This window comes from Streptomyces sp. NBC_00637, assembly GCF_045161545.1.
Classification (GTDB): Bacteria; Actinomycetota; Actinomycetes; order Streptomycetales; family Streptomycetaceae; genus Streptomyces.
Genome location: NZ_CP109047.1, coordinates 281,989 through 299,998, shown reverse-complemented (window position 1 = coordinate 299,998; position 18,010 = coordinate 281,989). Strand labels below are relative to the sequence as shown.

Sequence of the window (18,010 nt, the reverse complement as noted above, 5' to 3'; positions counted from 1 at the left end):
TGCCGTTCACCGCGTCACCTCCGGCAGGCGCAGATACCCCTGGCCGGCGGCCGGGCGCAGCGCCAGGCGGTGGTGGAACAGGTCGTCGAGGAAGGCCGGCACCTGGTGGTAGCAGAACAGCGACTCCGCTACGCCCGTGATCTGAGGCGTGTCCAGGCACAGCGGCAGCTCCGCCAGGAAGTACCGCACCACGCTGCTGCTCGTGCGTCGGCGTCTGCCCCGAGGACAGACGCCGCTGAAGCGTCCAGGCCGAAGCCTCCTTGCACGCCCGGAAGAAGCCGGCATCCGAGCGGTAGCGGTCCTCGACCTGTTCCAGCAGGTCGCGGTAGGCGGTGCTCGCCGACAGCGCCTGCCCGTCGAGCAGGTACCCCTCCGGTTCGGTGATGCCGGCCCCGGCCAGCGCCCGCGTGATCTTGTTCCGTACGTACTGGCCTTGGCGGCGCGCCTTCCACTCTGCCCGGTCGGGGGCGTAGCCGAGGGCTTCGAGGGTGTACGCGGCCGCGGTGTCCGGGACGAAGAAGTGCACCCGCTCGAAGGAGGCCAGGGCCCCGCGGGCGAGGGAGGCGATCCGCTCGGCGGAGAAGTAGCTGGTGAACGGGCTGATCCCCACGCACGCGTGGGTGCGGGCTTCGAAGATCGCCCGGCATCGCTCCGTGAGCGGCTCGGCCCAGAACCGCTCGGCGCCATGGGAGGGGTCGGGCTGTGTGGGCAGGCATGTTTGAGACACGGCGGACTTCCCGTACGTAGGACGGCACAGTGGGCACGGCGGCAGGGGAACCCGGCTGCGGACCTACGACCGCCAGGCAGCGGCCGTCTCCGCTCGCCGGAGATGCGCGGGTCAAAATCAACGCCCGGGCACGGGTGCCGGGTTCCCCGGAAGGCCCTACGTCCGGATCACGCTCAGCGCATAGCGATTCGTCGCACCGGGCTGCCCATGGGCGTACGGCGCACCCGTTCCTCGTGGCTCGGCCACAAGCGACGGCTCAACTCCCCAAGCCCCGTCCGCGGAGGGAAGCGGAACACCGGGGGCGGCTTCGGCACGCGCGGGAAGGCAGTGGTCGCCGGCCGTACAAACGGAGGCCCCGGAGTCCGGAGCCTCATGCGAAACGGCGACGGACCCAGCGGCAGCGGCCGCGGCTTCTTGGGGCGGGCACGGTGCGCCCATGGCCGAACCGGTACGGGCGAGCGCGCCTGACACGCAGCCCAGCAGCAGCAACGCGATCAGCGCGCCGAGGAGACGGCGGTGCGCGGGCCTGCTGCGGTGGGAGAGCACGGTCCCGACCGTAGGACGTGATCATGATGCCCGCTCCGCACCACTCCGCCGATCACCTGAACGACGTACCCGACCGCGCGAGCTGGGCCAACGCATCCGTGCCGGCGGCTGGATCGACTGTCGCCGGGAATCCGGTTACCGGTCGGCCCGTGGCCCTGGCGACCCGGCTGACACCCGTGTGAGCCCTCGGCTCAGCGTGATCCCCCCTGCGAGATCCACTGCGCCACCTCGTCAACCACGACCGATCGATGCCGGGTAGGGGCTTCGACCCGAGTTCACCGGAGAAGCGGTCAGCCGACGCGCCTGACGGGCGCGCACCGCACCGACGTGGCCGCTCAGCGCAGCCCGGTGGTCATCAGCAGCTGCGCCTGGCCCTGCTGGCGGATCTCCAGTGCCACTAGGGCCAAGCCCAGCATGGTCCATCCGAGCCGACCTGGCCGTACCCGCACCGCCGGACCGCGGCCGACCACCGAACCCACGACCAGACGGGCGAAGAACGCCACCGACACCGCCGCCATGAGCAGCCCGGCCGGGTTGTAACGCCAGGCCGCCGCCACGTCGCCACGGAAGACGGCCACGACCGAGCGGGTCAGCCCGCACGTCGGGCTCATGATCCCGGCGAAGTGCGTCGGCTCGTGCAGGTCGACGGGGAACATCCCCCACACCGCCATCGCCACCCCGGCCACGACCACCACGGCGCCCGCCCCGCCCAGTGCCCACCAGCGGGCGTTCCGCGTCTCCCAGCCCCACTCGATCCGCGGCAGCCAGCCGGCACCGGCCGAACGCCGCAAGGGAAGCCACGTGTGCGCCATCGTTCTCCTCACGTGACTGCTCGTGCGGTCGCGGCGTGCCGGCCGGGAGACGCGGCGGCGCTCACGCGGTGGCGCCGCGCTGCTTGAGCATGTCGGCCATCAGCTTCATCTCCGCCGTCTGGCCCTCCACCATGCCCTGGGCCAGCCGCCGCACCTGCTCGGTCCTTGCCATCTGGGCCGCCGCCTGGGACATGGCGATGCCGCCCTTGTGATGCGCGGTCAGCAGCCGCAGATACAGGATCTCTGCGGCCTCGCCCTCGGCCTTGCGCAGTTGGTCCATCTGGGTGTTGGTGGCCATGCCGGGCATGAGGGAGCCGTCGTGCGGCTTGTAGTCCATTCCTTCCATGCCCGCCATCCCCTTCATGCCGTTCATGTCGCCCTTCATCCAGGACATGGGCGGCTTTTGCGAGGACTTCGGCAAGCCCCAGACGTCCAGCCAGCCCAGCAGCATGCCGCGCTGGTTGGCCTGGGTGTTGATGACGTCGTACGCGAGCCGGCGTACGTCCTCGTTGCCGGTGCGGTCGCGCACGATGAACGACAGTTCCACCGCCTGCTGATGATGGATCGCCATGTCGCGGGCGAAGCCGGCGTCCGCCGAGTCCCGCGCCGGTACGGCCTCGGTGCTGCTGCCGGACGGCCACAGCAGCACCGCGACGACGGCCACGACGGCCAGCACCGTGGCCAGGGATCCGCCGATCAGCAGGCGAGACAGCCGCCGCGTGCTGCGCCGCTGCTCCAGGTAAGCCTCGTCAACCTGCGCCTCGTCCGCGTCGAGGTCGGCCGCGCTCACGAGGACTTCCCACCGGTGCAGGCCGCGCCCGGCTCGGGCGTCTGCTTGCCCTGGACGTACGTGTCGAAGAACTCGTTCACGCGGGCATCGGACGCCGTCTTCACGTTCAGCTGATGCCCCCAGGCCGACAGCGTGATCGGCGACGACTCACTCTTGTACGGGCTCATCAGGGTGTACGGCGTCTTTTGCACCTTCGCCGCGAGAGTTTTCACGTCGGCCTGGGTGGCCTTGTCGTTGTAGGTGACCCAGACCGCGCCGTGCTCCAGGGCGTGCACCGCGTTCTCGTTCTGCAGCTGGTGCGTGTAGACGTTGCCGTTGCAGTCCTGCCAGACCGGGGCGTGGTTGCCGCCCACCGGCGGGGTCATCGGGTAGTTGACCTTGGTGGTGACGTGGTTGCGGCTCAGGTTCGACCAGCTCTTCTCGCCGGAGATGGGGGCCGCCTTGGCCGTCTCCTTGTTGTTGGCCTGATCGATCAGGTACCAGCCGCCGCCCACCAGCCCGGCCAGGATCGCGGTGGACGCGACGACGGTGATGATGCGGTGACGGCGCTCTCGGGCGCGTTCGGCGCGGCGCTGTTCCTCTATGCGGGCGCGCCGGGTCGCGGCCTTGTCCTTGCCCGAGGGCTCGTTGCCCGTGGGCCTGTTCGGGTTCTTGCCCTTGCCGGGGTTCGTGCTCTTGGAATTGGCTGATGCCATGGGAGTGTCCTTGTCCCCGCCGCCCCCTCGGGGTACGGCGGTGCTGCGCAGTGTGGTCGCAAAGCGCGGAGTGCCGAGGCCATGGCGCGCTGGCGCGGGGCGTCGGCCGGACGTTTCTAGACGCGCAGCAGTTGCAGCATGTGCAGATTGGGAGGCCCCGGTCCTCTGTCGGCGGCACCAGGGCGGTGCGGAAGGAACGTGGTCGGCAGATGCCAGGCGTCCAGGCCCGGAACCGTCGGCGGCGCCACCCCGGGCGACGTGGCATTGACGCCGTTTGAGCCGGGACTGTCACAACACGAGGAATGCGGCTGACCGGACACCTGAGCACAGTGGACCGAATCGCAGTCGCCGGACGAACGGACATCCTGGCGCGGGCCGCCCGCGGACGAAGGACATCTGTCGGGCCCTTCGCTCTTCATCGCCATCGTGGTCCGGGCGTCCCCGGCCATGGCGGCGTGCCCCATGGCTGCCCTGGATGAGGACGGTCCGGACGCGGTCGTCAGACCGCAAACGACGGCGCTTGCGGCCAGAACCGCCAGCAGCAGGGCGAGCAGTGCATGCGCGGGGCGACGCGCACCGCGCCGGAGGAGCCGGCGGGCTGCGTGCGTCGCGTTGGCCATACTGCTCGTCCCGTCCTTGTCAGCGGCCGTCGGAGTCGGCGTCGTGCTCGTGATCATGTCCGTCCCCGTGGTCGCCCTCCGGTTCGGGGTAGGTGAAGCTGCGGCGAATGAAGTGGTTAGGGGCGACAAGCGTCTCCCGTACGACGCGGTCCTGCTCATCCAGCGTAAGTTCGAGGGCCAGGCGCTCGCCCGGGAAGCCGAGGGCCAGCACGGTGTTGCCCTCCGCGTCGGTGAAGCGGGAGCTCAGCGGCGCGCTCCCCTTCGCGTACGGCTCGGAGTCGACGAACTGGTCGCCGGTGACCTGCAGCTTCGTCGGCGCGACCGAGCTGCGGGCGGTATCGCTGGCCACCTGCTCGTGCAGCGTGAACGTCCCGACCGCGCGCATCGCCTTCACCGTCTGCTTGAGCAGGGCCGCGTCCGGGCGCACCGGCCACATCACCCGCAGGGTCTCCGCGCCGCCGCCCCAGCCCTTCGCGGCGGTCCGCACGGTCAGCAGGTTCGCACCCTTCTTCCAGGCCACGGGAGCGTAGAAACAGCCGTCCCCGCAGCCGCGCAGGGCCACGGTCCGGGCCCGGCCCGCCGCGTCGGCCAGCCGCAACGACGCCTCGTACGAGCGGGAGTCGCCGCGTTCGAGGTCGGTGGTCGGCGCGGTCAGCCGCAGCACCACCTGCCCGGCCGACGCGGTGGCGGCGATACCGATCTGGTCGGCCCGGCCGCCCACGGTGATCGCGTTGCCGGTAGCCGGAGGCGCGAACGGCAACGCGGCCTGCGCGTCCCGCGGAGGCTGCGTCACCGACAGCCAGGCCGTGACCGCCAGCACCGCGACCAGCGCCGAGGCTTCGACCCGTACCAGCGAGCGCGGCGCCGACCGGACCATCCGCCACCGCGCGGCCAGCGCGAGCGCGCACACCGCCACGACCAGCGACAGCTTGACGACGAGGACCTTGCCGAAGCCGGTGTCCCACAGCTCGGAGGGCGAGACCAGCAGCAGCCCGGACAGCGTGCCGGAGAACAGCACGACGATCACCAGCACCAGGGCGAGACGGGCGTACGAGCCCAGAGCGGCACGGAAGCCCGCACCCCACCGGTGCGCGACACCGATCCGTACGATATGCACGAGCGCGCCGATCCACACTGCGGCCGCCGCCAGATGCACCGTGGTCAGCACCGGACCCCACACGGAGGAGGCGCTCGCCGGATGGGCACGCAGCCCCTCCGCCACCAGGGCGGCCGCGAGCCCGGCCCAGGCGACCGGCCGCCACCCACGCCACAACGCGACGGCGGCCACCAGCCACGCCGCCGTCCCGATCACCGCGAGCAGCCCGGCCCGCCCGCCGAACAGCGCCGACGCGGATGGCGAGGAGACGCCCTCGACCAGGCTTCCGCCGCCCGCGATCAGCACCGTGAGCCCGAGCGAGGCGGCCAGAGCGCCGACCGCGCCCCCTCGCGCCCATGACCGGGGCGCCCGGATCCCGTGCCGGGCGGCCAGCCGCTCACCGACCAGCCCGCCCAGCACCAGCGCGAACGCCGCGAACAGCACCCACCGCAGCACGGCGGTCACCCCCGCCCCACTGACCTGCTGCTGCCCGCCGGCCGCTCCGGCGGACAGCCCGGCGGCGGCCGAGCCCACGGCGAAGCGGTAGCTGCCGCCCATCACATCGCCGTCCTGCGCGGTGGCCTGCCACTCGACCGTGTACACGCCGGGTCCCAGGGTCCCGCGCACGGGAACCGTCAGCTGCCGGCCGCCCTGACTGCGCGCGGCAGCCCCGACCGCCACCGCCGTGCCGGCGGAGGCCGTCAGGCGCACGGTGCGCGCCCCGGCGGCCTGCACCGGCTCGTCGAACACCAGCGACACGGCCTTCGGCGCGGTGGGCACCGCCCCCTCGATCGCCGGAGAAGCGAACAACAACACCGCATGCGCCTGCGAGGCCGGGGCACCGATCAGCAGCCCCGCCGCGGCCAACGTCAGCGCAATGACCAGCCGTACACTCCGGCGGACCCAGCCGCCCCACATCGTGAACACCTAGGCATCGTAGGAGCAGGGTGGCGGCCATCCGTCACCGGGTCAGGCAATGCCAGGACCGGCGGCCACCGGAGCGTCTGTCAGCAGGCAGGCGTTCACGTCGATCGAGGCCAAGGCAGGTCCGGCGACCGGCACCACCGGCAGTGCCAGGGGGTACACCCGTGCCACGGGCCCGGCCGGCTTGGCTACCGTAACCTGAGGCGCTGAGGCTGCCGCAGCCGGATGCCCGGCGTGGTGGGCCATCAACGTGCCTGTTCCCCGCGGAAGAGGGGGACGGCGCGGGCGGCGGCGAGCAGTGCGGTAGCGCCGAAGACGGTGAGCGCCCCCCCACGGCGACACGCCGGAGACTCGCGGAGAGCGGAGCCTTGTCCCATGTGGCAGCAGCCTCCTCGGGACACCTGGGAACGCCCCGAAGGGGACTGAACCGATATTCCGCCCCTTTCTTCCCGGCATGCTTGCTGATGATCGACCCGCACTGCGAATCACATGGAGGGGCCGAATGGCCTGGCTGCTCGTGGTGGTAGCCGGTCTCCTGGAGACCGGCTTCGCGGTGAGCCTCAAGCTGTCGCACGGCTTCACCAGACCGTGGCCGACCATCGCCTTCGCCCTGTTCGCGCTCGGCAGCTTCGGGCTGCTGACCCTCGCACTGAAGAGGCTTGACGTCGGCCCGGCGTACGCCGTGTGGACCGGCATCGGCGCGGCGGGTACGGCGATCTACGGCATGGCGTTCCTCGGTGATGTCGTCTCCACACTCAAGATCGTGGCCATCACGCTCGTCATCGTCGGCGTGATCGGCCTGCAGTTGTCCGGCTCGGCGCCCCCCGCTGAAGCCCGCCGCTCTCCGGACGGAAGGAGCCGAAACGGCCCACCGTCGTGGCGCCGGGTCAGCGGGCCAGTTCATCTCGGAAGAGGGGGAGGGCGCGGGCGGTGGCGAGCAGTGCGGTGGCGTCGAAGACGGTGAGCGCGACGGCGAACCCGGCGGGCAGCAGGGCCTGGAGGGCGAGGCTGCCCAGGCCGAAGCCGGTGAAGAGGGTGAAGACGTTCAGGCCCATGGCCTGGCCGCAGGGCGAGCAGGCCGCGGGGCGGAGCGGGACGGGCCGCCTGGTCGGAGGCGGACACCGGCGCGGAAGACGGGAAAGACAAGCGGCCTTTGTGTCGGTTGGCACCGCCCGGCTGCGGGCGTACGGGTGCGTGCCGGGGCGGGGTCCGAAGGCTGGGCGGCAGTGGGGTGTTCAGCTCACTGTTCGGCGGGGCGGCGGCCGACGCTGCTGATGGCGGCGAACAGCAGGGTGGGGCGGGCGCCGATGGAGTTGGCGAAGATGGCGGTGACCGAGGCGGCCATGGCGATCATCGCCCACACCGGGTAGAGCAGGCCGGTGGCTGCGGCCGGGATGCCGATGCCGTTGAAGGCGAAGGCCAGGGCGACGTTCTGCTTGACCTTGCGGTAGCTGATGCGGTGGGCGTCCAGCAGCAGGTGCAGATGGTCGCGTACCAGGATGATGTCGGCGGATTCCATGGCGATGTCGGTGCCGGTGCCCACCCGCGATGCCGACGGCGGCCTGCATCAGGGCGGGGGCGTCGTTGATGCCGTCGCCCACCATCGCCACCCGCCGCTCTCCGGCCTGGAGGTCGCGGACAATGGCGGCCTTGTGGACGGGGTGGACCTCGGCGTGCACCTGATCGATGCCGACCGCCGCGGCGGTGTGGGCGGCGGCGCGCTGGGCACGATCTTCGGCGAGATGGCGCTGCTCGGCCAGCGCATGTACGACAACTTCGCCGAGGCACTCGACGACGTCACCGTGTGCGTGATGAGCCGCACCGACGTCCACCAGGTCCTGCTGTCCGATGCGCGGATCGCCGCCCGGATCACCGAGATCCTGGGCGTCTTCAAGTCCGTGCCCCAGCGCCTCGCCACCACGCTCGCCAGCCGCACCGACACTCCGGCTGGTAAATTTCGGCCGGGCACCCGTCACCCGCAGATCACGCTCACCCACGAACAGCTTGCCGCGCTCGCCGGGACCTCGCGGGAAACCACCACCAAGGTCCTGCACGAGTTCGCCGACCGCGGCCTGCTCCGCCTGGCCCGGGGCCGCGTCACCGTCCTGGACCCGGCCCGTCTGCTCGACGAAGCCGGATAACCCCGAGGGCGCGAAGCAGGCGCTCCCGACCGTGGCACGGCACGGGGCGAAACCGCGCCCCCGGTGGTACGGGGGAGGCCACCGAGGCGGGCTACCTGGCATCGTAGGGGTGCGCTGGCCCCTGCAGATACCTACTCGGTCTTCTTGACCATGGTCTTGCCGCAGCAGCACGTCGGGCTCTGCTGACCGGTGCACGTCGGCGGAGCCGCCCTGGTCACGGTCAGCTCACACCCACAATCCGCATCCGGACAGCGGAAGACCTCACCCTCACGGAACGGCATGGCGATCACCTCACTCGTCACGACCCTTGCCCCCACACCCACGACGCTAGAACCCGACCCCTGGGTGAAGGTCAACACTGGAAGGGAAGGGAGGAGGCACGCCATGGCGCCAACGGGACTGACCATCGGGCAAGCCGCGAAAGCCGCCGGACTGACCCGCAAAGCGGTGCGGGCGTATGAGGCCGGGGGCCTGCTGCCCGCCGCCGAGCGGACCAGGGCCGGCTACCGGCTCTACACCGATCACGAGGTCGAGCTGCTGACCTTCATCCGCCGAGCCCGCACCCTCGGCCTGCACCTGGACGGCATCCGCGTTGTACTCGCCAACCGCGACGGCGGCACCCCTCCGTGCGCCACCGTCCGCGACCTGCTCGACGACCGGATCGCTGAGATCGACGGCATCGTCACCGAGTTGCTGGCCCTGCGCCAGGCCCTCGCCGAGACCCGGCAGCGGCCGACGCCCGCACCGACGCACAGCCGGTAACCGTCTGCGCGCTCATCGAGGACGTGTAGCGCCAGCGGTGGCCCGTTGTCCCCGGCTTACGCAGCGGTAGACACAGTTCAAGGGTCCCCCGCGAGTCGCAGGGTGCCGGACACGCCGGCCCGAACCCGACAACTTTGATCCCGACAACCCACTTGCCTAGTGAATCGGCAGGAAGTCGCCGTGGACGTATCCAGCGGGCAGCTGACCGAGGCTGTCGAGCGCGGCGGCGTGCCACCGTACGGTCCGGCGCCCTTCCGGGTCGATGAGGCCCCCGGCCCGGACCAGGTATTTCTCTCCGCCGGCGGCGGCACGGGCGACCTCGGCGGCGGCATCGGCACGGTCCTGGGCCGACAACTCGCCGGGGCCGCCATGGAAGCGCCGCAGCCAGCGCCCAGCCTTCCGGTGCAGTGAGCGCTGCTGGGCGGGGGTGAGGGAGAGCGACTTCACCATGTGTCCGGGCACCGGGGAGAGCAACAGGGCCTGCTGGAGGGGGTCGGCCGCCAACAGTAGGGGCGCGGTGCCCGGTTCCATGCCCGGCGCTGCTTCCCGCAAGGCGCGGGTGTCGCGGGCGAATGCCTTCGGGCTCGGAGCCACCTTCGCAAAAACAGCCCCCCTGTCACAACCTAGCTTCCACACAAGAGAGTTGACGCGGTCGTGAGAGACATCGCGGACCACGTGTACCGGACCTACGACGCTCTCGGCCCACCTCAGCAGAGCGGACGGAATCGGCTTTGCGACGCTCATGCCCCCCACCTCGGTTCCGGGCGTGACGGATCCGCGGCGAACGCACGAGCGGCGTCAACACTGTGCACCGGGTGGGTCCAAGGGGACGGGGAGGTCCGGGCTTGCTGTTCGAAAGCAGGAGGAACAGAGGCGAGGGCGGGGACGGGATTCATGAGTTCCTCCTGGGAAGGGTGAGCAGCTCGGCTACACGACAACTCGCCTGCTGGAAGGGCAGTTACGGGCAATGGCAGGCGACGCGTCGGTCAAAAGTTCGAGAATCCGAGGCGCCCCTTGCGGGGACTGGGTGATGCGACCGTGATGCGCTGTTCGATCACTCGCTCAGGGGGTCGTCACCTGATCGAGCGATTGCCATGGGCGGCCGACATCGCATCCGATACGCGGGCTGGCCACGGCCGGTATGAACGCGCCCGTGGCGGCCAGAGCGCGCCAGCGGCCGGGGAGCCGGTGGCGCTCGGCACGCCGTGTCAGCGATGCGGCGGTGGCGACCTCCCGCACGCCGATGCCACGAACTATTCGTCGCCTTGGCGGCCGTCAACAGGGTCCTCCGGATCTGAGGTGTTGCGCTCGGAGACATCGGTGGTGCTGGTCCAGACGGCAACGAGGCGTGAGTGTGGGGTGCGGAAGAACCTTCGGGTACGACACTGACAATCGGCTGAGCCCGGGGCTGCGATCCGGACAATCCGAGCGACCGTTCGACGGCGGGCAGACTGCGGCACCGTGGCCCGATGACCTCGGAAGAATCCAGAAGAAAGGATTCTGGAACTAAGTGGCTGCACCGCGAAGTTGGGCGCCGCCCAAGATGGCTTGAACTGCCCGAACGGGAGTGCCGACCAGCGCGGCGACCTGGATGGCGGGCCCCTGACTCGACACATCGACGGCTAGCATCAGCACCTTTGAGAACGGACACCGGTGTGGGTAATGGTGGTGCATCCGTGCCTCAGCGCCGCGTCTGCGTCCGGTCGCGCGTTCGCCAACGGACGGTAGCCAGCAGACAGACGAGTGCGGCCGTAGTCGAACCGCCCGGCCCGATGGGCGACGGCCCAGCACGCACGCAGCGAACCATCAGCGGAGAAAATAGCCCAAGGCGGGCATTCGGGCCGCTCGCACTGATGGCGTCAGCAAGTTCAGTCCATTCAGGTACCCACACGTGAGGGTATGCCGATACGCCCTGAGCGCACTGCCTTGATCGCGACACCCATACCTCCGGCCGAACCGTGGCAACGGGTGGCCATGGAGGGCGCACAGAAGTATCCGGCGTACTCCTATGCGCTTCAAAAAAGCTCCCACAATCGGTTTATGACGCTGGAAAGCGTTTAGTGGTCAGCATCGAAAATGGGAAATGGCGGAACTTCGCTGGCGACAAAGACAGTTTCTCTCGCTATTCTTGCCGCATGACGCGCCCACGAATACCCGAAGAGTCGGCAAGTCACCCACCCCAGAGCCACGCGCTCAACGTACCGAACGTGCGCAACTTCCGGGACGCCGCAATACCCCCGCTGCGAACCGGACAGCTGTACCGGTCAGGATCTCTGAACCGGCTCACAGAAGAGGGTGCAGAGCGCATCAGCCAGCTCGGCATTCGCACCGTCGTCGACCTTCGCGGTAATGCGGAGACAGCCGTATGGCCAGTCAACACTCATAGGGCAGGCATTGAATGGGTCTCCCTTCCTGCGCTCCCCGACCGTGCGGGCCTGGTGGAGCTCGGCTTCACGGACTTCTCTGGGTTCGAGGGCAAGTCCTGGCCGGTCGACCCCGCACAGCTGTACCCCTTCATGGCGGTGTTCGCAGGGCCGGCGATCGGGCACCTGGTGCACCACCTGATCCGCCCGGGCGCCCTACCCGCGATCATCCAGTGCGCCGTGGGCAAGGACAGGACAGGCCTCGCGGTCGCCGTGATCCAGTCCCTCCTCGGGGCCCCGTGGCCTGACATCGTCGAGCACTTCGTCCAGTCGAACATCGAGCTGGCACTGACGGCCGGTCCCACACCTTTCACCGACGAGGAAGGAGTTACCCGGTACTCACACCCTGTGACCGCAGAGCTCCTCCGGTCGGCCATGGAAGCGATCAACAGCACACACGGCAGTCTGACCTCCTACGCGAAGGCTCATGGAGTCACCTCCGAGGACGTGGCTTCACTCCGCTCTCTCCTGCTGCCCTGACCTCGTCTCTGCTGGCGTGCCCTCGGCGTGATCGCCGGGGGCACCTGTGTTACGCCCCGATGCGGACGACCGACGAATCTGAGCCATCCTCCGCGGGAGCCCGCTGGAGGAGGCGACGGGTGCGACCAGGAGACTCCCGCTCCATTCGCCCTGGACAAACAAAGAGACAGTTCGATCCGGCGTCGTCATCTGCGGTCCAGGGATAGCCAGGCCTGATCTTGAAAGCGGCGCAGTTTCATCACTCTGCACCCACTTCTGCGATCCTCTCGCTGCCGCGGGCTCTGGCTCCGCTAGCATCGCTCGGGTTGCAGGACGGGCTCTCGTGCTCCGACGTAAATGAGTGCTGCGTGGTGCCCGCGTGGTTTTTGATGATCAATGTGCAGGAGTGGCAGCCATGAGTGATGCGTTGGCCGGTGCGGTTGCCCTTGAAGGCGGCCGAATGGCGGCGGGTGTGGTACGGGTAGACGACACCGTGCGAAAGCCTGCGACGGAATCCTCAGAATTCGTGGCTCGCCTCCTGAAACTGTTCGAACAGCAGGACTTCGACAATGCCCCCAAGTATCTCGGGCAGGTCGACGAAATGGATCTGCTTGGCTTTATCGAAGGCGAAGTTCCTTCACGCTTCCAGCCGTGGGCTGATGCCCAGGTGCGAGCCGCCGCAGTTTTGCTGCGAAAGGCGCACGACGCCACCCACGGAAGTGAACTCGCTGGCCGTTTCGACGTCGTGTGCCACCACGATCCGGGCCCGAACAACTTCGTCTTCCAGGACGACGTGCCTGCGGCAATCATCGACTGGTCCGAGGCCGCGCCGGGCAGTCGCCTGGAAGATCTCGGGTACCTTTCCTGGACGTGGTCCATTTCGTCCAAACAGCGCATGCCGCTTGAGCGTCAAGCGGAACAGGTCCGGCTCATCGCCGACGCCTACGGATTGGGTGAGGCCGAGCGGCATGCTCTGGTCGACTGCATCCTCGAGCGCCAGGTGCGAAACGTCCGGTTCTGGTCCGAGTTCCTGGCTCAGCCGGAAACAGCGCCTGCCGCTCCGGACGTGCTGGGCGACAGGATCGAGTGGAGCCGGCGGGAGCACGCCTTCACCTACGCCCACCGAGACGTGTTCGACGCGGCGCTCGTCTGACGACGAACAGACTGGTCAGCGGGGCGAGGCCGCCGCAGCGGGATTGCTGGGTGCTGTCGGCAGCCCGAACATGGCTCCCTTGGTGCGGGCAAGTTCGCTGATATCCCTCGGGCTGTTCTCCCGCGTCACGTAGGGCGCTACGGGCTGGTTCAGAGGCGGGTTGGCCAGGAAGAGCACGGTCATGCGCCGAGGGAGCTGGTGATTGCGGACCCGGTGGTAAAGCGGGGGCACGTCGTCCCCGGTCATGGCCGTGAGCAGGCTGCCCGGCATCACCAGCAGCCGGTTGTCGTGGACCGGGACGGGCTCCATGGCACCGTCGACTTCGATCTCCAGGCCGGGGCCGTCGGCGATCGCGAGGGTGAGCAGGTGGCCGTCCTCGTGCCGGTCCTGGAGCAGGTCGCGGTCACTGGGGTGGTACCAGTTGATCTCCAGGTAGGAGTAGTCGCCGAACGGCAGGGCGTGCGGTGGGTGCCCGTAGTGGCCGGACAGGTCGGCGAGGACGGTGGACGTGATCTCGGCGACGACGGCCCAGTAGTCCCGGAGGGCCTTCAGGAACGGTGCGATGGTCTCGTCGTCGTGATGCGGGACGGTGGCGGGGTTGTTCGCCCAGTAGGTGAATGACTCGTTCATGTCGGGCCGGTCGGGGCTGACGGAGTACTGCCGGCCGTAGGGGCGGAAGCCGTAGTTAAAGTCGGCGCTGCCGTGGGCACGCTTGGCCGCCTCGTCCAGGGTGAAGAAGCGGGTGGCCTCGGTGCGCAGCGCGGTGAGCGCTGCGGCCGCCTCCGGGGCGAGGTCGACCGTCGCGCGCGCGTCGGCGAGGAGGCTGGCTGCGAGGGTGGTGTGAGGCACGGTGTTCTCCTGTCAGGTCAGGCGGGTCAGAGGAAGTAGAGGCGGCTGAGCGGGGTGGTGTCGGCGGGCGGGGAGCTGAGCGGGGTTCCGTCGAGGCTGACGCGGCCGGTGGACGCCTCGACGCGGACGTCTGCGGTGCGGTCGTTGCGGAGCATGGTGGTCAGGCCGATGCCGCGGGTGTCTCGCACGGGAACCCGGCGCCGGCGGGTGGGCAGCTGGTCGGTGGCGCTGTCGTGGGCTGCCTGGCTGACGAAGGCGACGGAGAGGTCGGCGGCGGTCTCTCCGAAGGCCCCGAACTGCGGTCCGAGTACGAGGGGTTGGCAGTTCTCGGTGGAGGCGTTGGGGTCGCCGGTCACGCCGTACGCGGGATAGCCAGCCTTGAGGACGAGGTGGGGCTTGGCCCCGAAGTAGGCGGGGTCCCATAGGACGATGTCGGCCAGCCGGCCGGTGGTCAGCGCTCCGATCTCGTGGGCCATGCCGTGGGCGAGGGCGGGGTTGATCGTGAGTTTGGCGAGGTAGCGCAGGACGCGCTCGTTGTCGTCCGAGGCTGGTTCGGCGTCGAGTGCTTTCATCTTGGCGGCCACGGCGAAGGTGCGGCGTACGGTTTCGCCGATGCGGCCCATGGCCTGGGAGTCGGAGGAGGTGATGGGGATGACGCCGAGGTCGTGCAGTACGTCTTCGGCGCCCAGGGTGCCGGGGCGGATGCGGTCGGCGGCCAGGCGCAGCGCCTCGGGGTTTCCGGGGTCGAGCCGGTGGACGGTCGCGATCATGTGGAGGTGCTCGTCGGCGGTGTCGCGGGTGTAGGGCAGGCCGGGGTTGGTGGAGGAGCCGATGATGTTGGGGACACCGGCCAGCTGGAGCACGTTGGGGGCGTGGCCGCCGCCGCAGCCTTCGACGTGGAAGGCGTGGAGGGTGCGGCCGGCGATGACGGCGAGGGTGTCGTCGACGTAGAGGGCTTCGTTGAGGGTGTCGCTGTGAAGGGCGACCTGGACGTCGTATTCGTCGGCGACGGTGAGGGCGGTGTCCAGGGCGCGGGCGTGGGCGCCCATGTCCTCGTGGACCTTGAAGCCGGAGGCCCCTCCTTCGGTGAGGGCCTGGTGGAGGGGGCCGGAGTGGGAGCTGGAACCGCGGGCCAGCAGGGCGATGTTGACGGGCCAGGCGTCGAACGCGCGCAGTGCGTGGTGGAGTTCGGTGCGCGTGGTGACGCCACAGCCCCAGGTCGGGCCGAAGTTCTGGGAGACGACCGTGGTCACGCCGGCGGCAAGGGCGGCGTTGAGGATGCGCGGGGAGACGAGATGAACGTGGGTGTCGACGATGCCGGGGGTGGCAATCAGCCCTTCGGCGGCGATGACGGTGGTGCCGGTGCCCACGACGACATCGACCGCGTCGAGGGTGTCGGGGTTACCTGCGCGGCCGATGGCGTGGATGCGGCCGTCCTTGATGCCGATGGAGGCCTTCCGCACGCCGAGGACGGGGTCGACCAGGACGGCATTGGAGACGACGAGGTCGCAGGTGGCGTCCGTGGGTTCGGCTTTCATGTGCATGCCGTCGCGGGCGGTGTTGGCGTAGCCGGTGATGAATTCGTCGCCGGGGCGCTGGGAGTCGGCCTCGATGCGCAGGCGCAGGCCGGTGTCGGCCAGCTGGAGGCGGTCTCCGGTGGTGGGGCCGTGCAGCCGGGTGCTCATGGGGTGCCTTCCTGGGCGGTTCTGGATCCGGTGTCGAGGTAGCCGGCGACGTGTGCGCGCTGGAGGGCGGTTTGTAGTTGCCCGGGGGCGTCCAGCGGGCCGTCGACCAGGCCTGCGAAGCCGATGATGATGCGGTCGCCGCCGATCGGGGTCAGGGTCACGCTGCGGGCGGACTGCGGAGGGAAGACGGTGACCTCGCCGACGGGCAGGGCGAGGCGGCGTCCGTAGGCGGCGCGGCGGTTGAAGGCGAGCGCCCGGTTGACTTCGAAGAAGTGGAAGTGGCTGGTGACGGTGATCGCCACGGTGCCGGTATTGGTGACCTCGACCTGGACGGGATCGGGAAAGGTGACGGCTAACGGCTCCCCTGGCAGGATCGCTCCCGGCACGGCCTGTGCGGCCTCCGGGTCGGGGATCGGGTCGGTGATGACGATGAGCTTGGTGCCGTCGTCGAATACGGCCTCGACCTGGATCTCCCTCAGGACCTGAGGCACGCCGGGCAGCACGTCGGCGGCGGTGAGGACCTGGCGGGCCGCGGCCACGGCCTCGGCGAGGCGGGCGCCGTCCCGTGCTGCCTCGCAGGCGGCGTGGGCGATGAGCGCGGTCGCCTCCGGGACGTTGAGCCGTACGCCGCGTGCCCGTCGCTCCCGGGCAAGGAGGGTCGCCAGATACAGCTGCAGCCGGTCGAGTTCGGTCGGGGTCAGACGCATTCCTGCTCCTGGGGGACAGAGAGGGCTATTCGCCGATGACGACGCCGCATGCCTTCGCGTGCTGGCGGATAGCCGTGCGGGCCTGGGCGAGTTCGTCGAAGTCGAGGCCGGGCATGAGGGCGTGGGCGTAATCGCGCATGGCGTCCTCGGGCGGCACGACCGCCTGTCCCCTCCAGCGCCGGGCGACTTCGTTGAGGACCGGGTCGTCGGCGATGGGCAGGCCCAGGTGTGTGGCCGCGGCCTGGGCGGCTTGGGGCGTGGTGAGGTAGGTGTAGTCGCGGGCGCCCGGCTGGGGGGAGAGGACCTCGACGTCGACGGCGGAGAAGACGCCGGTCGTGGCGCCTTCGCTGATCAGGGCCAGAATGCGTTCCACGTTCTCCGCCAGGAGTTGGCGGGTCATGCCGATGTGGCCGACGACGAAGCCGGCGCGGATGAGCAGCCCGTGCTCGCGCGCGACCGTTATGGCGGTGGAGTTGAGCCGGTAGAGGGTCTCGGCCTCGGCGAGGACGTCACGGCGGCGGCCGCCCAGGGGCTTGTTCATCGCGGCGAGTGAAAGGGGCGCGCCCGCATCCATGCCGATCATGATCTGGCGGACGCCGAGGCCGGTGAGCAGCGCGGTGCGACGTGGGTCGGCGATACCGTCGGCCCGTCCGTAGCCGACGAGCACGGGCCGTTCCTCCTCTCCGAGGGCGGACCACCAGCCCGGCCGGGTGCCATCCATCGCGGTGAGCAGCTTGGCGAACGTCATGGGCAGTTCGTCCGCGGTCAGGTAGAGGTAGTCGTAGCCGGCGGCGAATGCGGCCTCGAGGACGGCCCAGGCCTCGTGGGGGCCGACTTGGTTGCGCCACAGCTGTCCGGCGTGGATGGAACAGAACGTGCAGGCGTCGTTGCCGGCGAACTTCACGCAGCCGCGGCCGATCTCCACGGGGACTCCGGCGGTCACTTTCCGGCCCAGGAGTTCGTGTACGCGCGGCGCGATCCGGCCCTGGAAGTTCCCGGTGTACAGCGCGGTGTGCTGGAAGGCGCCGTCGACGTGGCCGTAGTCGAAGCCGGTGAAGACGGGCTCCCGTGACGGCTGGGTCAGACGCGGGCCCTCGCTGGTGCGGTACACCAGCCCGGGCAGCTTCTCGGGCTCGACTCCTTCTCCGGCCCGTAGGGCGGCGATCAGGCGGGTGAAGGGGCCGACGACTTCGTTGCCGACGAATCCGTAATCCAGGCAGGGAGCCGCGGTCATGCACTCGGACCACAGGGAGCTGAAGTGGTCGTTGCCGGCGATGGTGGTGATGCGCGGGTCGGTGGTCTTGGCGTGCTGGGCGATGAGGACGCCCGCCTCGAAGTTGGCGGTGAGCACGCCCACGCAGACCGCGAGGATGCGCTCGGCGTGGTCGGTGATGTAGGCGAGGACCTCGTCGAGTGTGATAACCGTGCCGTCGATGTAGACGGGCGAGATCTGTGGGTTCTCCGCTAACGCGCTCACCAGGGACAGCGCTCCCAGACACAGGAAGTCCGACCAGTCGCTGTGTTCTTCGGGGCGGGTCACGGTGAGCAGTCGGCCGTCGATGACGGTGTTCGAGTTGGGCGGGACGATGACCAGGACTTCAGCGCGGGACATGCGGGTTCA

At 69.7% G+C, this 18,010-nt stretch carries 15 protein-coding genes and 2 pseudogenes; 5 read left to right on the top strand and 12 right to left on the bottom strand.

The window, feature by feature from the left end:
• Positions 1-6: 6 nt before the first annotated feature.
• From OG440_RS39295 to OG440_RS39275, 5 genes and pseudogenes are all read right to left on the bottom strand, one after another.
• Positions 7-727 (bottom strand): annotated as a pseudogene (locus tag OG440_RS39295) (tRNA-dependent cyclodipeptide synthase).
• Between the two features lie 881 nt (positions 728-1,608).
• Positions 1,609-2,085 (bottom strand): DUF2752 domain-containing protein, encoded by a 477-nt coding sequence (locus tag OG440_RS39290; RefSeq protein ID WP_331753114.1) that lies wholly within the window; start codon positions 2,083-2,085, stop codon positions 1,609-1,611.
• 61 nt (positions 2,086-2,146) lie between these two features.
• Positions 2,147-2,824, bottom strand: a complete 678-nt coding sequence (locus tag OG440_RS39285; protein ID WP_331753508.1) for a DUF305 domain-containing protein — start codon at positions 2,822-2,824, stop codon at positions 2,147-2,149.
• A gap of 47 nt (positions 2,825-2,871) precedes the next feature.
• Positions 2,872-3,570 (bottom strand): DUF3105 domain-containing protein, encoded by a 699-nt coding sequence (locus OG440_RS39280; RefSeq protein ID WP_331753111.1) that lies wholly within the window; start codon positions 3,568-3,570, stop codon positions 2,872-2,874.
• A 639-nt stretch (positions 3,571-4,209) separates the two neighbouring features.
• Complete coding sequence (locus tag OG440_RS39275; RefSeq protein WP_331753507.1) at positions 4,210-6,204, bottom strand: copper resistance protein CopC; 1,995 nt, start codon at positions 6,202-6,204, stop codon at positions 4,210-4,212.
• A gap of 508 nt (positions 6,205-6,712) precedes the next feature.
• Here OG440_RS39275 and OG440_RS39270 point away from each other — a divergent pair.
• Positions 6,713-7,030: pseudogene (locus OG440_RS39270) on the top strand (DMT family transporter); the annotation flags it as partial.
• Between the two features lie 67 nt (positions 7,031-7,097).
• Here OG440_RS39270 and OG440_RS39265 read toward each other — a convergent pair.
• Both OG440_RS39265 and OG440_RS39260 read right to left on the bottom strand, forming a co-directional pair.
• Positions 7,098-7,265 (bottom strand): hypothetical protein, encoded by a 168-nt coding sequence (locus OG440_RS39265; protein WP_331753107.1) that lies wholly within the window; start codon positions 7,263-7,265, stop codon positions 7,098-7,100.
• A 180-nt stretch (positions 7,266-7,445) separates the two neighbouring features.
• Entirely contained in the window at positions 7,446-7,889 is a 444-nt protein-coding gene (locus OG440_RS39260) for an HAD family hydrolase (RefSeq protein WP_331753506.1), read from the bottom strand.
• On the opposite strand from OG440_RS39260, the gene OG440_RS39255 reads away from it, so the two are divergent.
• A complete protein-coding gene (locus OG440_RS39255) occupies positions 7,773-8,351 on the top strand; it encodes a Crp/Fnr family transcriptional regulator (RefSeq protein ID WP_331753505.1) in 579 nt (192 codons plus the stop codon). The two genes, OG440_RS39260 and OG440_RS39255, sit on opposite strands and share 117 nt — an antisense overlap.
• 384 nt (positions 8,352-8,735) lie before the next feature.
• Complete coding sequence (locus tag OG440_RS39250; RefSeq protein ID WP_331753103.1) at positions 8,736-9,113, top strand: MerR family transcriptional regulator; 378 nt, start codon at positions 8,736-8,738, stop codon at positions 9,111-9,113.
• A 156-nt stretch (positions 9,114-9,269) separates the two neighbouring features.
• Here OG440_RS39250 and OG440_RS39245 read toward each other — a convergent pair whose 3' ends face one another.
• Positions 9,270-9,857 (bottom strand): phosphotransferase, encoded by a 588-nt coding sequence (locus tag OG440_RS39245; protein ID WP_331753101.1) that lies wholly within the window; start codon positions 9,855-9,857, stop codon positions 9,270-9,272.
• Positions 9,858-11,320: 1,463 nt separating this feature from the next.
• Between OG440_RS39245 and OG440_RS39240 the strand changes: the two genes are divergently transcribed.
• Together OG440_RS39240 and OG440_RS39235 are read left to right on the top strand one after the other, a co-directional pair.
• Complete coding sequence (locus OG440_RS39240) at positions 11,321-12,016, top strand: tyrosine-protein phosphatase (RefSeq protein ID WP_406011620.1); 696 nt, start codon at positions 11,321-11,323, stop codon at positions 12,014-12,016.
• Between the two features lie 394 nt (positions 12,017-12,410).
• Positions 12,411-13,148, top strand: coding sequence for a phosphotransferase (locus OG440_RS39235; RefSeq protein WP_331753097.1), 738 nt, complete (start codon positions 12,411-12,413; stop codon positions 13,146-13,148).
• Between the two features lie 15 nt (positions 13,149-13,163).
• On the opposite strand, the gene OG440_RS39230 is transcribed toward OG440_RS39235, so the two are convergent.
• The 4 genes from OG440_RS39230 to OG440_RS39215 are packed head-to-tail and all read right to left on the bottom strand — an operon-like array spanning position 13,164 to position 18,001.
• Positions 13,164-13,997: a 2OG-Fe(II) oxygenase family protein gene (locus OG440_RS39230; RefSeq protein WP_331753095.1), complete on the bottom strand. Its 834-nt coding sequence runs from the start codon at positions 13,995-13,997 to the stop codon at positions 13,164-13,166.
• Positions 13,998-14,023: 26 nt separating this feature from the next.
• The gene (locus OG440_RS39225) at positions 14,024-15,682 is read right to left on the bottom strand and encodes an urease subunit alpha (protein ID WP_331753093.1); all 1,659 of its coding nucleotides are present in this window, start codon (positions 15,680-15,682) and stop codon (positions 14,024-14,026) included.
• Positions 15,679-16,389, bottom strand: coding sequence for an urease subunit gamma (gene ureA, locus OG440_RS39220; protein WP_331753091.1), 711 nt, complete (start codon positions 16,387-16,389; stop codon positions 15,679-15,681). The genes OG440_RS39225 and ureA overlap by 4 nt, the downstream gene beginning before the upstream one ends.
• Positions 16,390-16,414: 25 nt before the next feature.
• On the bottom strand, positions 16,415-18,001 hold the full coding sequence (locus OG440_RS39215; protein WP_331753089.1) for a hypothetical protein: 1,587 nt from the start codon (positions 17,999-18,001) through the stop codon (positions 16,415-16,417).
• Positions 18,002-18,010 lie beyond the last annotated feature (9 nt).

Bases quoted from the DNA above. Each gene is read 5' to 3' on its own strand.
- OG440_RS39290 (WP_331753114.1), bottom strand. From the start codon at position 2,085: ATGGCGCACACGTGGCTTCCCTTGCGGCGTTCGGCCGGTGCCGGCTGG.
- OG440_RS39280 (WP_331753111.1), bottom strand. From the start codon at position 3,570: ATGGCATCAGCCAATTCCAAGAGCACGAACCCCGGCAAGGGCAAGAAC.
- OG440_RS39275 (WP_331753507.1), bottom strand. From the start codon at position 6,204: ATGTGGGGCGGCTGGGTCCGCCGGAGTGTACGGCTGGTCATTGCGCTG.
- OG440_RS39265 (WP_331753107.1), bottom strand. From the start codon at position 7,265: ATGGGCCTGAACGTCTTCACCCTCTTCACCGGCTTCGGCCTGGGCAGC.
- OG440_RS39250 (WP_331753103.1), top strand. From the start codon at position 8,736: ATGGCGCCAACGGGACTGACCATCGGGCAAGCCGCGAAAGCCGCCGGA.
- OG440_RS39245 (WP_331753101.1), bottom strand. From the start codon at position 9,857: ATGAGCGTCGCAAAGCCGATTCCGTCCGCTCTGCTGAGGTGGGCCGAG.
- OG440_RS39235 (WP_331753097.1), top strand. From the start codon at position 12,411: ATGAGTGATGCGTTGGCCGGTGCGGTTGCCCTTGAAGGCGGCCGAATG.
- OG440_RS39225 (WP_331753093.1), bottom strand. From the start codon at position 15,682: ATGAGCACCCGGCTGCACGGCCCCACCACCGGAGACCGCCTCCAGCTG.
- ureA (WP_331753091.1), bottom strand. From the start codon at position 16,389: ATGCGTCTGACCCCGACCGAACTCGACCGGCTGCAGCTGTATCTGGCG.
- OG440_RS39215 (WP_331753089.1), bottom strand. From the start codon at position 18,001: ATGTCCCGCGCTGAAGTCCTGGTCATCGTCCCGCCCAACTCGAACACC.